The sequence below is a fragment of the bacterium genome (assembly GCA_026708055.1).
Classification (GTDB): Bacteria; Actinomycetota; Acidimicrobiia; order Acidimicrobiales; family CATQHL01; genus VXNF01.
The window spans coordinates 1-16,577 of record JAPOVS010000035.1; the positions used below are offsets into that span (position 1 = coordinate 1).

General features: G+C 67.2%; 18 protein-coding genes. 12 read left to right on the forward strand and 6 right to left on the reverse strand.

From position 1 onward, the window contains the following. Window positions 1-365: 365 nt before the first annotated feature. From OXG55_06530 to OXG55_06550, 5 genes are all read left to right on the forward strand, one after another. Window positions 366-515: a hypothetical protein gene (locus OXG55_06530; GenBank protein MCY4102901.1), complete on the forward strand. Its 150-nt coding sequence runs from the start codon at window positions 366-368 to the stop codon at window positions 513-515. Next, window positions 512-1,531 (forward strand): DNA methyltransferase, encoded by a 1,020-nt coding sequence (locus OXG55_06535; GenBank protein MCY4102902.1) that lies wholly within the window; start codon window positions 512-514, stop codon window positions 1,529-1,531. The genes OXG55_06530 and OXG55_06535 overlap by 4 nt, the downstream gene beginning before the upstream one ends. Beyond that, entirely contained in the window at window positions 1,524-2,243 is a 720-nt protein-coding gene (locus OXG55_06540; GenBank protein MCY4102903.1) for a restriction endonuclease, read from the forward strand. Before OXG55_06535 ends, OXG55_06540 begins: the two co-directional genes overlap by 8 nt. Window positions 2,244-2,316: 73 nt before the next feature. Beyond that, window positions 2,317-2,988, forward strand: a complete 672-nt coding sequence (locus tag OXG55_06545) for an RraA family protein (GenBank protein ID MCY4102904.1) — start codon at window positions 2,317-2,319, stop codon at window positions 2,986-2,988. Window positions 2,989-3,029: 41 nt separating this feature from the next. Next, complete coding sequence (locus OXG55_06550) at window positions 3,030-3,752, forward strand: SDR family NAD(P)-dependent oxidoreductase (protein MCY4102905.1); 723 nt, start codon at window positions 3,030-3,032, stop codon at window positions 3,750-3,752. A 39-nt stretch (window positions 3,753-3,791) separates the two neighbouring features. On the opposite strand, the gene OXG55_06555 is transcribed toward OXG55_06550, so the two are convergent. The 3 genes from OXG55_06555 to OXG55_06565 all read right to left on the reverse strand — a co-directional run bounded on the left by OXG55_06555 (window position 3,792) and on the right by OXG55_06565 (window position 5,979). Next, on the reverse strand, window positions 3,792-4,664 hold the full coding sequence (locus OXG55_06555) for a uracil-DNA glycosylase (protein ID MCY4102906.1): 873 nt from the start codon (window positions 4,662-4,664) through the stop codon (window positions 3,792-3,794). Then, window positions 4,661-5,134: a cytidine deaminase gene (locus OXG55_06560; GenBank protein ID MCY4102907.1), complete on the reverse strand. Its 474-nt coding sequence runs from the start codon at window positions 5,132-5,134 to the stop codon at window positions 4,661-4,663. The genes OXG55_06555 and OXG55_06560 overlap by 4 nt, the downstream gene beginning before the upstream one ends. Window positions 5,135-5,241: 107 nt before the next feature. Next, on the reverse strand, window positions 5,242-5,979 hold the full coding sequence (locus OXG55_06565) for a FadR/GntR family transcriptional regulator (GenBank protein MCY4102908.1): 738 nt from the start codon (window positions 5,977-5,979) through the stop codon (window positions 5,242-5,244). 212 nt (window positions 5,980-6,191) lie between these two features. Here OXG55_06565 and OXG55_06570 point away from each other — a divergent pair, with 212 nt between their 5' ends. Genes OXG55_06570 through OXG55_06580 form a run of 3 tightly spaced genes read left to right on the forward strand, consistent with a single transcriptional unit; the run spans window position 6,192 to window position 9,226 of the window. After that, on the forward strand, window positions 6,192-7,064 hold the full coding sequence (locus OXG55_06570; GenBank protein MCY4102909.1) for an SMP-30/gluconolactonase/LRE family protein: 873 nt from the start codon (window positions 6,192-6,194) through the stop codon (window positions 7,062-7,064). Between the two features lie 35 nt (window positions 7,065-7,099). Further along, complete coding sequence (locus OXG55_06575) at window positions 7,100-8,116, forward strand: aldo/keto reductase (GenBank protein ID MCY4102910.1); 1,017 nt, start codon at window positions 7,100-7,102, stop codon at window positions 8,114-8,116. A 9-nt stretch (window positions 8,117-8,125) separates the two neighbouring features. Then, window positions 8,126-9,226 (forward strand): mandelate racemase, encoded by a 1,101-nt coding sequence (locus tag OXG55_06580; protein MCY4102911.1) that lies wholly within the window; start codon window positions 8,126-8,128, stop codon window positions 9,224-9,226. Between the two features lie 122 nt (window positions 9,227-9,348). Here the strand turns inward: OXG55_06580 and OXG55_06585 are convergent, their stop codons facing one another. Continuing rightward, window positions 9,349-10,521, reverse strand: a complete 1,173-nt coding sequence (locus tag OXG55_06585) for an extracellular solute-binding protein (GenBank protein MCY4102912.1) — start codon at window positions 10,519-10,521, stop codon at window positions 9,349-9,351. Window positions 10,522-10,974: 453 nt separating this feature from the next. On the opposite strand from OXG55_06585, the gene OXG55_06590 reads away from it, so the two are divergent. Then, complete coding sequence (locus tag OXG55_06590) at window positions 10,975-11,856, forward strand: sugar ABC transporter permease (protein ID MCY4102913.1); 882 nt, start codon at window positions 10,975-10,977, stop codon at window positions 11,854-11,856. A gap of 6 nt (window positions 11,857-11,862) precedes the next feature. Continuing rightward, on the forward strand, window positions 11,863-12,693 hold the full coding sequence (locus tag OXG55_06595) for a carbohydrate ABC transporter permease (protein ID MCY4102914.1): 831 nt from the start codon (window positions 11,863-11,865) through the stop codon (window positions 12,691-12,693). 83 nt (window positions 12,694-12,776) lie between these two features. On the opposite strand, the gene OXG55_06600 is transcribed toward OXG55_06595, so the two are convergent. Next, window positions 12,777-13,697, reverse strand: coding sequence for a TIGR03621 family F420-dependent LLM class oxidoreductase (locus OXG55_06600; protein MCY4102915.1), 921 nt, complete (start codon window positions 13,695-13,697; stop codon window positions 12,777-12,779). Between the two features lie 129 nt (window positions 13,698-13,826). On the opposite strand from OXG55_06600, the gene OXG55_06605 reads away from it, so the two are divergent. Both OXG55_06605 and OXG55_06610 read left to right on the forward strand, forming a co-directional pair. Further along, entirely contained in the window at window positions 13,827-15,053 is a 1,227-nt protein-coding gene (locus OXG55_06605; GenBank protein MCY4102916.1) for a mandelate racemase/muconate lactonizing enzyme family protein, read from the forward strand. Beyond that, complete coding sequence (locus OXG55_06610) at window positions 15,050-15,826, forward strand: SDR family NAD(P)-dependent oxidoreductase (GenBank protein ID MCY4102917.1); 777 nt, start codon at window positions 15,050-15,052, stop codon at window positions 15,824-15,826. The genes OXG55_06605 and OXG55_06610 overlap by 4 nt, the downstream gene beginning before the upstream one ends. Window positions 15,827-15,863: 37 nt before the next feature. Here OXG55_06610 and OXG55_06615 read toward each other — a convergent pair whose 3' ends face one another. Then, window positions 15,864-16,529: an RraA family protein gene (locus tag OXG55_06615; GenBank protein ID MCY4102918.1), complete on the reverse strand. Its 666-nt coding sequence runs from the start codon at window positions 16,527-16,529 to the stop codon at window positions 15,864-15,866. Window positions 16,530-16,577: the final 48 nt, after the last annotated feature.

Sequence of the window (16,577 nt, forward strand, 5' to 3'; positions counted from 1 at the left end):
CCCTGCATGCCCCCAGGATCCCACACCCCGCACCGAAACGCGAGCCTTTCAGGCCGAATAAATCAGCAGTCTCCTAGGCGGCACAGCGGTGCCTCGACAGGGCGGATCGGGGCGCAATGCGCTGAACGCCAGTCCGGAGGCCGGTCCCCGACACTGTCGCATCCTCGCGCCACACTGTCCGCATGGCACGGAGCGGACCCGGCGAGCACTCCCGAACAGGCATGTCTCTGCTCGAACGGCGCCGGCAGTTTCCCGAGGAGGCGGTGCGGGCGTGGCCCGCCGCGGCGCGCCGTCGGCGCATCCACGGCTGCGGCGCTGTGGGCAGGTCCAACATCGTCGCTGCGAAAGACCGAGGACCGGGTCCTGTGACCACTAAGGTCGTCACCGGGACGGATGCGTACAGGCTGAGAGGGTTCGTGACCAACCACACCGCGCGAGGCGATCAGGTGTTTACCGACGACGCCGAGGGGAGGGTCGGGATGCGGACGCTCGACGTTGACCCGATTGCAGCATGAATCTCACGGTTGAACGCAAGCTTGCGTTGCGGGCAGCGGTCAACGAGTGGATTTCCGTGAGCTTTCCTGAGCATCGGACCATGCTCAGTCACGAGACGCCCGCGTACGCGCCAGACGTGGACGCGTGGACTGTTCTGCTCACCACCAAGCAGAACGGAGCCCGTGCGGTGCCGCTCGGCAGCGTGGTCGTGGCGCACGACGCTTCGATCATCGCCGCGCCCGACCCTTCCGAAGTGCTGGCGCTGCTCGGCAACCAGCCGGACACGCGACCGCAGCCGTCCCGCGACTTGCTGTCAGGCGACGGGTACGAGTTCCGTTGCGGGGACGGCATCGAGGCCGCCGCCGACTTGCCGGACGGCAGCGTTGACTTGCTGCTCACCGATCCGCCGTATGGGATCAGCCGCCGGTACACCTGCGAGGGGCAAGTGCCGCGTCGTCTTCGCAAGGATGGCAACGATTTTATCATGCCCCGCGGCCACTTCGGGGACTGGGACGAGGCTATCGACCCACATGAATGGACAGCGGTTGTGTTGCCGAAGGTCGCCGGGTGGGCGGTGACGTTCTGCGCGCAGGCGCAGATTGGCGCCTATTGCGACATCCTCACCGATCACGGTTTCGTAGCGGTCGGGCCGATGGTGTGGCAGAAAACGAATCCGGTGCCGTTCAATCACAAGTACAAGCCCGTGAACGCATGGGAGGCCGTGGTCGTCGGCAAGCGATCGGGCACCCCGTTCAACGGTCAGATGGTGCACAACGTCTTCGTACACAAGTCCCCGTCGCCTCAGCATCGCATTCACCCGACGCAGAAGCCGCTGCCGCTCGTGATGGAGTTCGTGCAGCTGTTCAGCCGTGTCGATGATCTCGTGTTCGATCCGTTCGCCGGCAGTGCCACGACTGTTATTGCTGCTCACGGGCAACGCCGACGTGTGATTGCGTACGAACGAGATCAAGCATTGTTCAGCACGGCGGTTCAGCGCGTTGAGGCCGAGACCGCCAGGATGCCGCTCTATGGCTGACATCCATGACTTCGAGGCCACCTTTGACCGCGATACGAAGACGTGGATGGTGTACGCGGTGCTCCGCGATCATCAATGGCACTGCCGTGAGTGCGAGTATGCTCATATCGGCATCACTCAGATCGCGGGCGGTTCCGGCATCCAGGGACTGCAACGCGGCACGAAATCGCGGCCCGGTCTGCTCATCGACAGCGACAACCACCTGTGCACAGACTGCGGACGCACGACGCGCCACGACCGTTGGCAGGGCAACTTCGCTCGAGCGATTCCGAGTTCGTCAATGCCGGTCGGGTTCGTACAACGTGCTGTTCGACTTCTCCACTCCCGTGACGTCGTGGAGTTGACCGAGCGATCCACGAATCAGCTGACCGTTGATCACAAACTGCCGCAGATGCGCTGGAGTCCGGCAGAACAACAGCGGCAGACAGACTACAGCGGCATGAACGATGAAGAGATCCGCGAACGCTTCCAGCTGCTGAAGAAGTCGAATGGCAGCGTGAGCCACAATTTGCTCAAGTCACGAGCGTGTGAGCGTTGCTTCAAGTCGGGACAGCGTGGCACGCCCTTCGGGATCCGCTTCTTCTACTCCGGTGACGGCTCGTGGGCGCCACCGGACAAGCGGGATGCATCCGGCTGCGTCGGATGTGGTTGGTATGACTTCGACAAGTGGCGCAGTGCGCTCAACAGGACACTACGAGACGCAGACTCATGAGGCGGGCCAGTCCGAGGCTCTCGCGGCTGCCGGCACCGAGTACAAGATAGAGAGTCGAGACGGGAGGGATACTTTGCCTGCACATGAGAGATTCAGTGTCGCCAGGCTTGGCGAGTTGCGGGCCCTGATCGGCGCGTCGCTCGTCTGCGACGCTCTGGACGATCTGGGGCGGCGGCACCAGTCCTTGGCACCGGGCTGTACCCCGCTGGTGGCCGGTCAGGTGCTCATGGGCTACGCCTTCCCCACGCGGGTGGCGCCTGCCGAGGAGATTCCCGAGGTGCCGTTCGTGGGTCTGCTGGCGGCTCTCGACGCCATCGGACCGGGCGAGGTCTGGGTCGGCGCAACCGGCGGGTTCCGCGGAGCGGCCCTCTGGGGGGAGCTACTGTCCACCGCCTCCATCGCCGCCGGTGCCGTCGGCGCGGTGCTGGACGGTTACGTCCGCGACGTCAGCGTCATCCGCAGCCTCGACTTCCCGGTGCTGTGCCGCGGCGTGGACCCCCGCAACATCAACGGCAGGGGAGAGGTGGTGGCGCACAACGTGACCGTCGAGGTGGGCGGCGTCGCCGTGGCGCCCGGCGACCTCGTCGTGGGCGACGACGACGGGGTGGTTATCGTGCCGCAGGCGCTCATCGACGAGGCCGTTGGCGCGGCCGTGGCGAAGACCGCCGGCGAGAGCCGGTTCCGCCAGGCGGTGCGAGAGGGAATGCCACCCGGCGAGGCGTTCAAGCACTTCGGCGTGCTCTGACGCGCTGGTCCCCGGATTCCGGCAGACAAGGAGAGAGGAACATGCCCAGGCATCTCGACCAACGGACCGCGCTCGTGACCGGCGCCGCCAGCGGCATCGGCCGGGCTTGCGCCGTACGGCTGGCCGAAGAGGGGCAGCGCGTCGCCGCCGCCGACCTGCAGACCGATCTCCTCGAGCAAATCGCCGACGACGTGGCCAGCATCCACACTCTCGACGTCACCGATTTCGCCGCGGTGCAGGCCACGGTGGCCGAGATCGGTCGCGTGGACGTGGTGGTGAACAGCGCCGGCATCATCGGTCCGCAGCTGCCCATCTGGGAGGTGCCGCTGGAGGGCTGGGAGAAGACACTGGCGGTGAACCTCACCGGAACCTTCAACACCATCAAGGCCACGATGGGTGGCATGCGGGCGCGGGGCTGGGGCCGCATCGTGAACATAGCCAGCATCGCCGGCAAGGAGGGCAACCCGAACATGGTGGCCTACTCGGCCAGCAAGGCCGCCGTGATCGGCCTCACCAAGTCGGTCGGCAAGGAGGCCTGCACCGACGGTGTGCTCGTCAACGCCGTGGCGCCCGCGGTCATCTCCACGCCCATGAACGCCGACACCGAGCCCGAGGTGATGGAATACATGATCTCGAAGATCCCCATGGGGCGCCTCGGCCTCGTCGACGAGGTGGCCGAACTCGTCTCGTGGCTGTCCTCGGACGCGTGCAGCTTCTCGACGGCCGCCGTCTACGACATCTCCGGGGGCCGGGCCACCTACTGACCATCCGCTGCCGATCAGCGGCTCTCCCGGCCTTGTCAGCTACCAGCGGATCGGTTGCAGCCCCCGCTCGGCAAGGCGGAGGTTGCACACGGTGAGTGGATTCCCTCGCCGCAGGAGTTCGTCGCCTTCGGCGGGGTGGGGGTAATCCAGGTAGGCCACGCTGCCATCGGAGGCGAGGACGGCGGCGGGCAGCAGTGCTCGCAGGGCCGCATCGGCAAGCGTTCCGAAGCTGATGACCACCAGGGCCTGGTCCCGCCCCAGCAGGTAGTCGAGAAGACGCCGGAGCAGTGGCGCCCACAGCGGTCGGTGCCCCCGGGAATAGTGGGGATCGATGTCCAGCGAGAATCGGGTCAGGGTCAGGGAGGTATTGAGCAGGAGCACGCCCTGTGCCTTCCAGATATCGACCAGACCCTCCATCGGCTCGATTGCTCCGTGGCCGGCGCCGAAATCGTCGCGGGCCCTGTGCCAGTCATTGATCGATGCGGCGTAGCCCGGATCACCGCTGCGATCTGCGACGATCAGTTGGAACAGTGTCCGCGTCAGCAGACGCGAGAGTTCGTGCGCGACGGGTGCGTCGAGTGCGTGCCATGAGGCGAGTTGGCCGAACTCGAACCCGACGCCGGTCGCCTGGCCGACGGACGGATGCGGATCCTGGCCCACCACGACGCAGCGGACACCGGCCGGATCCACGCCATCGAAAGCCTTGAACATGTGGGCGCCAGGTGGCGCTCCGAGCAGGGTCTGGTGACGCCGCGGCGGGAAGACCGGCTCCCCGACATTGAGTTCGAGCGAAGGATCGATGTCCTCGAATCCCAATGCGGTGTCGCCGAGGATGGGGCGCCAGGCCGCGTCGAGGTCAGTCGGCCATCCCGCCAGTACCTCCTGCACCGCATCGCGCAGCCGGTAGGTCACGTGCCCTCGGCGTTCGGCGGGCTGAATGCGTGGGGGAGAAGCGTGGCCGAGTCGGTCACGAGGAGATGGGAATGGCTGCGGTTCGCGCACAGGATCCGGATGGGTCGACCGAGCCGCAGAGAGAACTCATGGATGGTCTGGCGGCAGCGGCCGCAGGGGGTGCACGGCTCGTCGCCGTCCTCCCCGCCGGGGGCGCCGACCGTCGCGACCGCGACGATGTCGCGGTGCCCCGCCATGTTCGCGGCGATGAACGCCGCCGGCTCGGCGCAGATCGTCTGCCCCATGGTGGCGTGCTCGAAGAACGAGCCGGTGAAGATCCCGCCGTCGCCGGTGCGAACCGCAGCGCCAACATGCCAACCGGAATGGGGGTTGTACGCCCGCTCCATCACACCTGTGGCGGCATCGATGAGTTCGCGATCCTCCGCGCTGAGTTCGGCAGTGGGGCGTTGGGTCTCCGTTGGGTCGGACATGTCGTGGCTACCTTTCGAGGTCGAGCGTCGCAGAGATACCCCCCGCCGTTGTCGGCGCTGTGACTCGGTGTGCCGGTGTCCCGGGATCAGCGCGCGATCCGGTGCCCTCAGGAGATCGTTCCGAGCCAGAATTGCAGCCCGAAATCGAGATGTATCTCCATCTCGCGTCGTGCCCGCTCCGGATCGCGGTCGAGCACCGCCTCGCAGATCCGCGAGTGGTGCTCGAGTGCAGTCGAGAGCGTGTGGGCCATGGTGGTGGTCTTCATGTGGCTGACGAGCAGCAGCTCCCGGCTGGTCTGGACGATGCGCCGGATGAAGCGGTTCTGGGCGGCGTCCGCCAGGATCGCGTGGAACGCCACATCGTGACGCACGAAAGCCGGGGCATCGTCCAGCAGGCCGCGCATCTCCTCCACCTCGGCTGCGAGCGCCCTGCGCTGGTCGTCGTCGGCCAGGAGTGCGGCGCGCTCGGCAACCGCCGGCTCGATGAGCACCCGGGTCTCGTGCAACTCCGTGAGGATGTGGCGAACTTCCTCGGGATCGTCGAAGAACTCCAGCAGCGTCGGATTGAGGTAGTCCCAATCCTCGCGAGGTCGGACCTTCATCCGCTTGCCCTGAGAGACGTCGACCATGCCCAGCCGCGCCAGGGTCTGGACGACCTCGCGAGCGACGGTACGCGAGACGGCAAAGGCCGCCGCCAGTTCGCTCTCCGACGGCATCGTCGTGGCCTCGGCGTCCTCCGAGGCGACCAGTCGCTGACCAACGACCTGTACGGCGCGGTCGGCCAGCTTCGGGGAGCGCTGGAAACCGTCTTCGGCGCCGGTCAGCATCGGTGTTGCATTCGTCACGCCTCATCACCTCAGCGTTCGTCCCGCGGATTCGAATGTCGACACGAGCCGATTGCGGGAGACTCGAATAGTCGTATGAAAACCATATAAGTTCCGCGGCCCGCCACCAATCATTTGCCGCCGCTCGGCCGATCTACTTGTCATATAGGTCACTAAGCTAACATCACCGCGGGTTGGAGAATCCGTCACCGGGAGTGAAGGAGTCGTAGGCGATGGTTGTAGAGCTTCACGCTGAGCAGGTGACGGACTCCATTACCTGGCACGGCGAGGGGCCCACGCCGCTGGACGAGGGATCGACGTTCGCCTGGTTGGACATGCTGGCAGGTGATGTGCTCATCCGAGCTTTCCCGGACGGCGCCATCGATCGGTACCCGGTCCACCCGGACGTCGTCTCCGTGGTGCGACCGCGTCTGGCCGGTGGGCTGGTCGTGACCACCGAACGTGACGTGGTCACCTATCCCGACGGCCTGGCTGGGTCGAGCAGCGTCCTGGCGACCCTCCCATTGCCTGAGGGGGTGCGACTCAACGATGGCGGTTGCGACGCGCGGGGCAGGCTGTGGATCGGCTCGATGGCATACGACGTCACGCCGGGAGCCGGCGAACTCTACGTGGTCGACGAGGGCGGTTCGTTCGAGAGCGTGCTCACCGGTCTCACGATCTCCAACGGGCTCGCGTTCACCGCCGACGGGGCGCAGGCCTACTTCATCGACAGCACGACCCTGGCGGTGGATCGGCTCGTCCTCGGCGACGACGGCTCGGTCGAGTCGCGCCAGGTCTGGGCGACGGTGAAGGAAGGGTCGGGACTTCCCGACGGCTTGACCCTCGACGACGCCGGGGGAGTGTGGGTTGCGCTCTTCGGCGGTGGCACCGTGCTGAGGTTCGATGCCGGCGGCGAACTGGACACCATCGTCCGCCTTCCGGTCTCCCAGCCCACGGCGTGTTCCTTCCTGGGCACCACCGGGCGGCTCTTGATCACGACGTCCCGGTACGGGCTCGCCACCGATGCCGAGCTCCCGGCCGGCTCGCTCTTCGCCGTCGAGACCCCGCACCGCGGGCTGGCCCCCCACCCGTTCGGCTCGCGCTGACGGCCCGCCGCAGGCCGCGACGCTCAGGAGGCAGGATGAGGACGAGACCGGTCGGCAGGACCGCACTGCGGGTCACCGAACTCGGCTTCGGGGGCGCCGGGCTGGGTGAACTCTTCGAACTCGTGTCCGAGCCCGACGCCCAGGCCACGCTGGAGGCGGCGTGGAGCGCCGGGGTTCGCTACTTCGACACCGCGCCGTGGTACGGCCACGGTCTCAGCGAGCATCGCATCGGACACTTCCTCCGCCAGAAGAGCCGCGCCGATTACGTCCTGTCCACCAAGGCCGGTCGGGTCTACACCGCGAAGGGCCGGGAGTCGACCTTCGACGGGGCGCCATGGGTGGGCGGGCTGGATTTCGAACTGCGGTTCGACTACACCCGCAGCGGCATTCTGAGGTCCTACGAGGACAGCCTGCAACGATTCGGCATCAGCCGGGTGGACATCCTCAACGTCCACGATCTCGACCCCCTGTACCACGGCGAGGAAGGGGTCGCCGGCCGGCTGGACGAACTCGATGCGGGGGGCGGGTTCGGTGCCCTCGAGGAGTTGAAGTCGGCCGGTGTGATCGGCGCAATCGGCGCCGGGATCAACGAGCTGGGGATGATTCCGAGATTCCTGGAGCGATTCGACCTCGACCTGTTCGTGGTGGCGATGCCCTATACCCTGCTCGACCAGGAAGCCTTGGACGTCGAACTCCCGGCATGCTCGGCACGCGGGGTCGGCGTCGTGGTCGGCGCCCCGTTCGCCTCAGGGGTGCTGGCGACCGGCCCGAACGCCGAGGCCAAGTATGCCTACGCGACCCCTCCCACCGAGGTGACGGCGCGTGTCGAGCGGATGCGAGGTATCGCCGCCGCATTCGGCGTCAGCCTCATCGGCGCTGCCTTGCAGTTCCCACTCGGCCATCCCTCCGTGTGCGCGGTCATCCCCGGTGCCACGGCCGCCCATCAGGTCATCCAGAACACCGACGCCTTCGCCCGTGCCATCCCCCCTGACTTCTGGAAGGCTCTGCGGGACCAGGGCCTGATCCGCGCTGACGCGCCGCTTCCCGCCTAGGGGGATGGCATGAAGATCACCGACGTGGAGATCCGGACATGCGGGGTCACCGAACTGTCGTCGGCCGAGCGCGGCAAGCTCCGGGGGCACCACACCCCTGACGTCGTGGTGATCACGCTCACGACCGACGAGGGACTCAGCGGCACCGCGTTCGGGTTCGGCGGACTCGACGCCAAGATTTGCGCACCGTCCTTCGAGGCGGTCAAACCCTTCATCATCGGGCGCGACCCCATGGCGCGGGAGAAGAACTTCCAGGACTTCCAGTTCTTCGACCGGCGCTGGAACGTCCTCCCGATCTGGGTCTGGGGGCCATTCGACGTGGCGTGCTGGGACATCGCGGGCCAGGCTGCGGGCCTGCCCATCTACCAACTCCTGGGTGCGGCGCGCGAACGCGTCCCCGTCTATGCCAGCTCGATGTTCCTGGAGACCGACCAGGACTACCTCGATGAGGCGCTGGAGGTGCAGCGGCGCGGCTACCGGGGCTACAAGCTGCACCCGCCGGGGCCGGCCGAACGTGACATGGCCCTGTACACCGCAGTCCGGGAGCTGGTCGGCCCCGACTACGCACTCATGACCGACCCGGTGGCGACACACAGCTATGCGGAGGCGGTGCGGGTGGGGCGCCACCTCGAATCTCTCGGCTACCTGTGGTTCGAGGAGCCCATCTGCGATCACGACATGTACACGCTGCAGAAGCTGACCGCCACGTTGGACATCCCGATCGCGGCCACCGAGGCCATCGCCGGGCTCCACACCTCGACAGCCAGCTACATCGCCAACCGGGCGTGTGACATCGTGCGGGCCGACGTCTCTTGGCGGGGCGGCATCACCGGCGTCATGAAGATCGCCACGCTGGCCGAAGCCTTCGGGATGAAGTGCGAGATACACACGTCGATCTACGAGGCCCTGGAGTTCGGCAACCTGCACTGCGCCCTCGCCGTCTCGAACTCCGACTTCCTGGAGTTGCTCTACCCCGTCGAGGACTACTCGTTCGGCATCCGCCACGGCCTCCCCATCAGCGACGGGTATGCCTCAGCGCCCGAACTCCCGGGGCTGGGGGTGGAGTACGACTGGGACTGGATCGACGACGCCACCATCGCCAAGTCGTAGATCTCCCCGGGGCCGGGCCGCGCCGGACGCGTCACTCCGGTCGAAAACTGCGGCAGCCCGGGCCTCCCAGGACCCGGGCCGCCGTTCTCACGAGCAACTCAGCGGCCGCTTAGTTGCTCCGGTCAGTTGTCCTGGGCAAGGATCCCCGGTGTCTCGGAGACGATGATGTCGACGGCTTCGTCCACGCTGATGTCGCCGGCCATGGCGCCGATCAGCGTCTCGCCGAACAGGGCAGAGGCTTCGTTCTCGCCAAGCGTGGACGGAGCCTTCTTCCCGAACGACGACGCAGCCAGCAGGTAGGCGCCGAGCAGTGGGTTCTCCTGCACGGCTGGGCTGTCGAAGAGAGCCGGATGGCTCGGGATGCTCCCCGCCAGGTTGAGGAAGTTCTCCTGCGCCTCGGCGTCCATGATCGCCAGTCGGGCGAACTCGAAGCCGAGCTCGGGACTCTCGCCGAAGGCGCCGATGCTGAACCCCTCGCCGGAGACGTACACGCCTCCGTCGCAGGTGGCGCCGGGCATCGGAATGTTGGCCAGGGTGAAGTCAGCGCTGTCGACGATGCGAGTGAGGTCCCAGTTGCCCGCCGTGGCGAATACGTACTCGCCCGTCAGGAACTGGCTGACCGCGCCGGACTGGTCGTAGGTCACCACCTCGGGCGTCATGAGGCCTTCGGTGACCCAGCGCACAGGGCGCTCGATGGCGGCTCGGACCACGGCCTCGTCGCTCATGGTCAGGTCACCGCACTCGGCGAACACGTACGGCATGCCGGTCCACCAGCCCAGAAGCGGAATGTTGAATCCTGAGGCTATTCCCTTGTAGCCGGCGTCGGCAGCCTGCCGCATGATCGCTTCCATGTCGTCCATGGACGTGGGCGGCTCGGCGCCGAGTTCCGCCAGGAGATCGGCGTTGTACCACAACGCAATCAGGTTGCCGTAGACACGAACCGAGTAGATCTCGTCGCCAACCCGGTTGACGCCCGAGTCAGGCACCTGGTCGGCATCGGCGTACGTTGCCCAGTACGGATCGATCGGCCGGAGGGCGTTCACCTCGAGGAGCGAAACCTGGTCGGCCCAGTTGTAGAACATGAAGTCCGGCCCGGTCTGGGCTGCGGCCGAGGTGAGCACCTTCCCGGTGAAGTCCCCGTAGGGGAAGACCTCCACCGAGAGGTTGACGTTGGGGTATGCGGCCCGGAAACGATCGATGCCTGCGTTGATGGAGTCAAGCGGACCCTCGTTGTTGAAGTAGTGCCACACAACGAGGTCATCCTCGCGGTCCGAAGGGTTGTCCGGTGTGGCCACGCCGGGGGCATCGTCCGCAGCCGGAGCCGGAGCCGGCGCAGGGGCCGCCTCGTCGGCAGTGTCATCCGCGGCAGGGGCCGGAGCGGGCGCGGGCTCTTCGGCCGGAGCCGGAGCCGGAGCGGGCGCGGGCTCTTCGGCTGGAGCCGGAGCGGGCGCGGGCGCCTCAGCCGGAGCCGCGGGCGGGTCGGCCGGAGCCGGGGCCGCGCCGTCCGTGTCGTCGTCGCCACATGCGCTTGCGATCAGCGTGAGGGCAAACAGGGCTGCGAGCAATCGCAGCGCGGGCCGTCGTTTCATTGCAGGGTCCTCCTCCGGATGGGCAGTATGCCACCTACTCATATGATAACCTGATGTCAGGTCTTCCGCAAGGGTCCGGAGATTCATTTGGCCGGCGCTACGCACACGGGCTCCAAGCTCAGATCGGAGGGACGGCTCGCCCGGGCCGCCAGGTGGCGAATGCCCCGCCGTCGTGCTCGCCGAGAGACCGTCGCCGGGGCAGCGACACTCCCGGCGCTCGCCTTCCTCGCCGTCTTCGCCGTGCTCCCGCTGTACGAGATGGTCAGCATGGCGTTCGGCGAGGTCGGTTTTGCCGAGGTGGTCACCGGCGAGTGGGAGCACACCACCAGCAACTTCAGGGACCTTCCCGAGAGCCGCGGATTCTTGGATGCGCTCGAGAACACGCTCGTGTTCGTCGCAATAGTGGTCGTCGCAAGCATCGCACTCGGCCTTGCCACGGCTCACGTCATCCGCCTCGAGCGACTCAGCCGGCGCACGCTGCAGACGATGATGGTGTTCGCCTGGGCGCTGCCCCCGATCATCAGCGGAAGCGTGTGGAAGTTCATCCTGTCCGGCAACGGCGTCGCCAACGCGCTGCTCGGCCTCGTCGGGGTGGATCGCCAGCTCTGGCTCGCCGATCCCGGCAAGTCTCTCTACTCGGTCGCCTTCGTCACCGCGTGGCAGGCCGTTCCCTTCGCCGCGCTGGTGCTGAAGGCCGCACTCCTCGACGTCCCTCCCGAACAGGTCGAGGCGGCCGCGGTCGATGGAGCGACGAGGCGGCACGTCTTCGTGCACGTCACACTTCCCCATCTGAAGCCCGTACTGGTGGTCCTCACCGTACTCATCACGGTGTATGCGTTCCGTAGCTTCGACCTCTTGTTCGTGATGACCCAGGGTGGGCCCGGCACCTCATCGACGACCCTGCCGTTCCTTGCCTGGCGAAGAGCGTTCGAGTTCGGGCACTTCGGCGAGGGTGCCGCGCTGGCGTGCATCTCCTCTGCCTTCATCGTCGCCGCGGCGGCGTACTACTCGCGAGTGAGCCGTCGGCTCGACGAGGGGTAGATCACGATGGCCATCGTCGGCTCCGAGCGTAGGTCCCTGGCGAGGTACCTGGTGCTCGGCCTGCTGTTCTTCCTGTACGGCATTCCGATCCTGTACCTGGTCGTCACGTCGTTCAAAGCCGCCTCGGAGATACCGGTGACTCCGGCGGCGGTGGTCTTCACGCCGTTGCTGGACTCCGTTCGGGCTGTGTGGGATGACGCCCTCTGGACCGCGGCGAAGAACTCCGCCTATATCGCGTTCGGTACGGCCATCGTCGTGGTGGGACTGGCGACGCCCGCCGCGTACGGCTTGGCACGCATGCGCAGCGGCCGGATCCTGTCGTTCCTTCTCTTCAGCCTGATCGTTCTCCAGATGGTGCCGCAGGCGAACTCGGTGATCCCGCTTCTCCGAGTCCTCGTGAGGCTCGACCTTCTCGGGAGCAGGCTGGGGATTATTTTCGCGCTCAGCGCGCTGCTCCTGCCTTTCGCGGTCATCATCCTCCGGCCTTTCTTCGCATCGCTCCCGCCCGAGACCATCGAGGCTGCCCGACTCGATGGCGCCTCGGAACTGGCCGTCTTCTATCGAATCGCAATCCCGCTGGCGCGCAACGGCATCGCCACCATCGCCGTTCTCGTCTGGATCCTGGGCTGGGGCGAGTTCCTCTACTCGGTCAGCTTCCTCCCGAAGACCGATCTCCTACCGATGTCGGCCCTGATGAGCCTGCAGGTCTCCTCCGAAGGTGTGCGCTGGGGTCCCTTGATGGCGCTGGCGATGTTCACCGCCCTTCCGATCGTGGCGGTCTTCATCGCCACCCAGCGGCTGCTGGCCACGGGACTCACGCTCGGGGCGGTGAAGTAGGGGACCGAACCTCGGCGCTCCGGGCGTGGCGACGCCACTGCCGGTTCGTGCGGCGCACCGCCATTGTCGTTGGAGGTGCCCGGTCAGTTCCGCCGCAGCACCCCCACGACAGGAGCGAACGCCTCGGCGTCGGTGACGACGAAGTGCGATATCCCGAGCTCGGCTCGGGTTCGGCGGACTTTGCCGGCCACCTCTTCGACGCCTCCCGCCAGGACGAAGGGTGAGTCCTGGATTTCCTGGAGTCCAAGCCCTGTGCGCTCCGCGACGGCGCCGGAGATGGCCTCGAAGGGCGTCCCGATGTGCAGTTCCGTGATGATGATGGACAACTCGATCTGCTCGGCGCGCCGCCCGGCGTGGCGCTGGAGCCTGCCGATGCGGTCGACGAGCGCCGACCGGTGATAGCCCGACTGCCGCGGCGTCCCGTCGGGGAGGTGTGCGAGTCCGGTGAACTGGAAGATGTCCGCGTGGCGTCCGGCCAGTTCCAGCATGCGGTCCCCGGAACCGCCGAGGAGCAGCGGGATCCGATCTCGGGGCAACTCCACGCCGAGGGTGTCGGACCTCGTGTCGGCGTCGCCGCCGTCGAGGTCGGCCTCTCCGGGCCGCAGGAGGGGAGCCACCACGGCGAGCGTCTCGCTCAGGATCTCGACACGCCGGCGGCCAGTGGGGAAGTCGATGCCGAGCGTGTCGTGTTCGGCCTTCGCCCAGCCGGCCCCCAGCCCGAGCACCAAGCGGCCGGAGGTCAGCTGGTCGAGCGTTGCGGCGGTGCGCGCCAGCAGCCCGGGGTTGTAGAAGCCGGCGTTGAGGACCAGCGGCCCGACCCGGAGATCGGTGGTGGCCTCGGATGCGATGAGCAGCGGGAGGAACGGGTCCACGGATCCGAAGTGGTCGAAGGTGTAGAACTCGTCGAAACCGGCGCTCTCGGCGTGCTGCGCGGCGACGATGATCGCTTCGCGGCCCGCGGCCGATGCTGCCGCCGCCTGGACGCCGAAGGTGAATGGCCGCATGTGTCCCTCCTCGGACCTCAGGGTGACGGGTCGCGTCCGGTCGGGCCGGTCCCTGTGCGTTCCACCTATCATCTCATATGATTAGTTGGACGGCAAAGAAGTAAAGAAGTCTAGACGGGGTAAAGGGGAATGGCGCCGGCAGAGACCGACCTTGAAATCACCGCGGTCACCACCATCAGGTGTCAGCGGCAACCGAACGTGCTGTGGGTCCAGCTGACCTGCTCGACGGGAGAGGTCGGACTCGGCGAGACGTGGTTCGGGGTCGGGCCCACCGAGACGCACATTCACGACCTCGCCGCGCCCTACCTGCTCGGTGCCGATCCCGGGTTGATCCGTCGACACCAGCAGGAACTCATGATGCTGTGGTCGCGCAAGGGCGTCGGCGCCGAGGCCAGAGGGGCGTCCGCGGTGGAGGTGGCGCTGTGGGACCTCGTCGGGAAGGTCCGGGGACTGCCGATCCATCGGATGTTGGGCGGCGCCAGCCGGGATCGGGTGCCCGTGTACAACACGTGCGTCGGCCCCGGGTACATGAAGACGCCGCTGGCGGTCGGCAACGACCTGTTCTCGCCGCCGGAGCCAGGAGGCCGCCACGAGGACATGCAGGCGACGCTCGAAGCGCCCGGCGACCTCGCTCGTGATCTGCTGGATTCCGGGATCAGGACGATGAAGATCCTTCCGTTCGACGCCCGTCTGGCCTACGGCGACGGTGACATCTTCCGGCTCGAGGATCTGGAACGAGGTCTTCGCATCCTCGCTGAGATCCGCGGCGCGGTGGGCGACGCCATGGAGATCGCGATCGAGTGCCGGGGCCGTTGGAACGTGCCCGCCGCCAAGCGGATGATGGGTGCGATAGCCGAGTTCGAACCGGTTTGGGTCGAGGACCCGATCCGGAACGAGAACGCGGCCGCGCTGGCCGAGGTGCGGGCGGCTGGGATCACGCCGATCGCGGCGGGTGAGTCGCTGGGGATTCCCTACCGTCATCTCGAGCTGATTCAGGCCGGCGCGGCCGACATCGTCCTGACCGACGTGGTCTGGAACGGCGGGATCGGCCCGGCACGGACGGTGTGCGACCTGGCGTCGCTGCACTTGCTGTCGGCGGGTCTGCACGACTGCACCGGACCGGTCGGCCTCGCCGCCAGCGTGCACCTGGCACTGCACCACCCCGCCACCTTCGGTCAGGAGATCGTACGGGCCTATCTCCACGGGTGGTACGAGGACGTCGCCGTGGGCCTTCCCACGCTGGCCGACGGCGAGATGTCCGTCGCTGGCGCGCCGGGGCACGGGGTCGAGCTGCGCGGTGACTTCCTCACCGACACCGGGACCGCGATGCGAACCACGACGAGGGAGGACAGGTGACCGACCTGCGACTCGACGGCCAGTCCATCGCAATCACCGGGGCGTTGGGCGACATCGGCTCGGCGATCGCCCACGAGGTGCTCCGTCTCGGCGCCGATGCCATGATCATCGATCTCGCCGCCGAGGCCGACGCGCAGGGCCTGCTGGAGCCGTTCCGTCGGCACGGACCGGAGGTTCGCTATGCGCAGGCCGACGTGCGCGACTTCGCGCAGGTCGAGGCCGCCTTGGCTGCTGTGCCGGATCTGACCGGTGTGGTCGGCAACGCCGGCATCGGCATCATGGCGCCGTTCCTGGAGATGACCCCCCAGATCTGGTCCGAACAGATCGACACCAACCTGACCGGGTGCTTCAACACCGGACTGGCCGCGGCGCGCCGGCTGGCGGGCAACGGGGGATCAGTGGTGTTCACGAGCAGCTGGATCGGCAGCGTGCCGTGGCCCGGCATGGCGGCCTACTGCGCCAGCAAGGGCGGTCTGGAGATGCTGATGAAGGTGATGGCGCGGGATCTTGCCGACCTCGGCATCCGTGTGAACGCCGTGGCGCCGGGGATCGTGAATGCGGGCGCCGCCCGGAAGGTCGCCGAGGAGAACCCCGAGTTCGCGGCGGTCATGGGCAGGGTGATCCCGCTCGGAGGGCTGGGAGCTCCCGAGCAGGTGGCGCACGCTGTGGCGTTCCTCATGAGCGATGCCAGCACCTACATGACGGGCAGCGTGGTGACGGTGGACGGTGGTTGCTCGCTGTTCAAGTACGAGACTGACGACTCGGGGACGTGACCCCCTCGAGCGGCCCGACGCGCCCGATCCCGGCTGGTCAGAGCACGCCGTATTGTTCGAAGGCCTCGGTCGCGGTCATGCCGTTCTCGATGTCCTTCAGCACGAGACTCTCCGTGGCGACCTTCTCGAGCGCGCGCTCGATCACCTCGTCCTCGATCTCGGCCGGAACGATCACCACCCCGTCACGGTCACCGATGACCAGGTCGCCGGGCGCGATCCTGACGGGACCGATCTCGATGGCCACGCCGAAGTCCACGACCGACGAACGCACGCCGGCGTCCTGTCCGTAGGCCCCTCGGGAGAAGATGGGAAAGCCCCTGTCGAGGACGAGTTTGGTGTCGCGGTGGTAGCCGTCGATGACGGCGCCGCTCGCACCGTTCCGCTGAGCGACGGCGGTGAGGATCTCTCCCCATGCGGCGCAGGGAGTTCGTGCGCCACGAGCCACGTACACATCGTCGGGCCCGAGGGCGTCCAGTGCCGCGGTGAGCGCACCGAAGGGCCTCGCCTGAGGTCCGAACACGTCAGCCATGAGGACGGGCATCGCCCGCCCGACGAGGACGAGTTCCGGGTCGAGCGGTCGTATCGCCGGCGGGAGGAATTGACGGCTGCGCCCCAGGGCGTCGAGGACGTCACCGACGACCGCTGTGTGGAGTTGCTCTCGGATTCTGTGGTTCACAGCCACTGCTTCTGGACCGGCGTTCATGAGCGTGCTCTCTCCGGAGTTCCGGCGAGCCGCCCCGCCACGCACTCC

Bases quoted from the DNA above. Each gene is read 5' to 3' on its own strand.
- OXG55_06535 (MCY4102902.1), top strand. From the start codon at position 512: ATGAATCTCACGGTTGAACGCAAGCTTGCGTTGCGGGCAGCGGTCAAC.
- OXG55_06540 (MCY4102903.1), top strand. From the start codon at position 1,524: ATGGCTGACATCCATGACTTCGAGGCCACCTTTGACCGCGATACGAAG.
- OXG55_06550 (MCY4102905.1), top strand. From the start codon at position 3,030: ATGCCCAGGCATCTCGACCAACGGACCGCGCTCGTGACCGGCGCCGCC.
- OXG55_06560 (MCY4102907.1), bottom strand. From the start codon at position 5,134: ATGTCCGACCCAACGGAGACCCAACGCCCCACTGCCGAACTCAGCGCG.
- OXG55_06570 (MCY4102909.1), top strand. From the start codon at position 6,192: ATGGTTGTAGAGCTTCACGCTGAGCAGGTGACGGACTCCATTACCTGG.
- OXG55_06575 (MCY4102910.1), top strand. From the start codon at position 7,100: ATGAGGACGAGACCGGTCGGCAGGACCGCACTGCGGGTCACCGAACTC.
- OXG55_06580 (MCY4102911.1), top strand. From the start codon at position 8,126: ATGAAGATCACCGACGTGGAGATCCGGACATGCGGGGTCACCGAACTG.
- OXG55_06590 (MCY4102913.1), top strand. From the start codon at position 10,975: ATGCCCCGCCGTCGTGCTCGCCGAGAGACCGTCGCCGGGGCAGCGACA.
- OXG55_06595 (MCY4102914.1), top strand. From the start codon at position 11,863: ATGGCCATCGTCGGCTCCGAGCGTAGGTCCCTGGCGAGGTACCTGGTG.
- OXG55_06600 (MCY4102915.1), bottom strand. From the start codon at position 13,697: ATGCGGCCATTCACCTTCGGCGTCCAGGCGGCGGCAGCATCGGCCGCG.
- OXG55_06605 (MCY4102916.1), top strand. From the start codon at position 13,827: ATGGCGCCGGCAGAGACCGACCTTGAAATCACCGCGGTCACCACCATC.
- OXG55_06615 (MCY4102918.1), bottom strand. From the start codon at position 16,529: ATGAACGCCGGTCCAGAAGCAGTGGCTGTGAACCACAGAATCCGAGAG.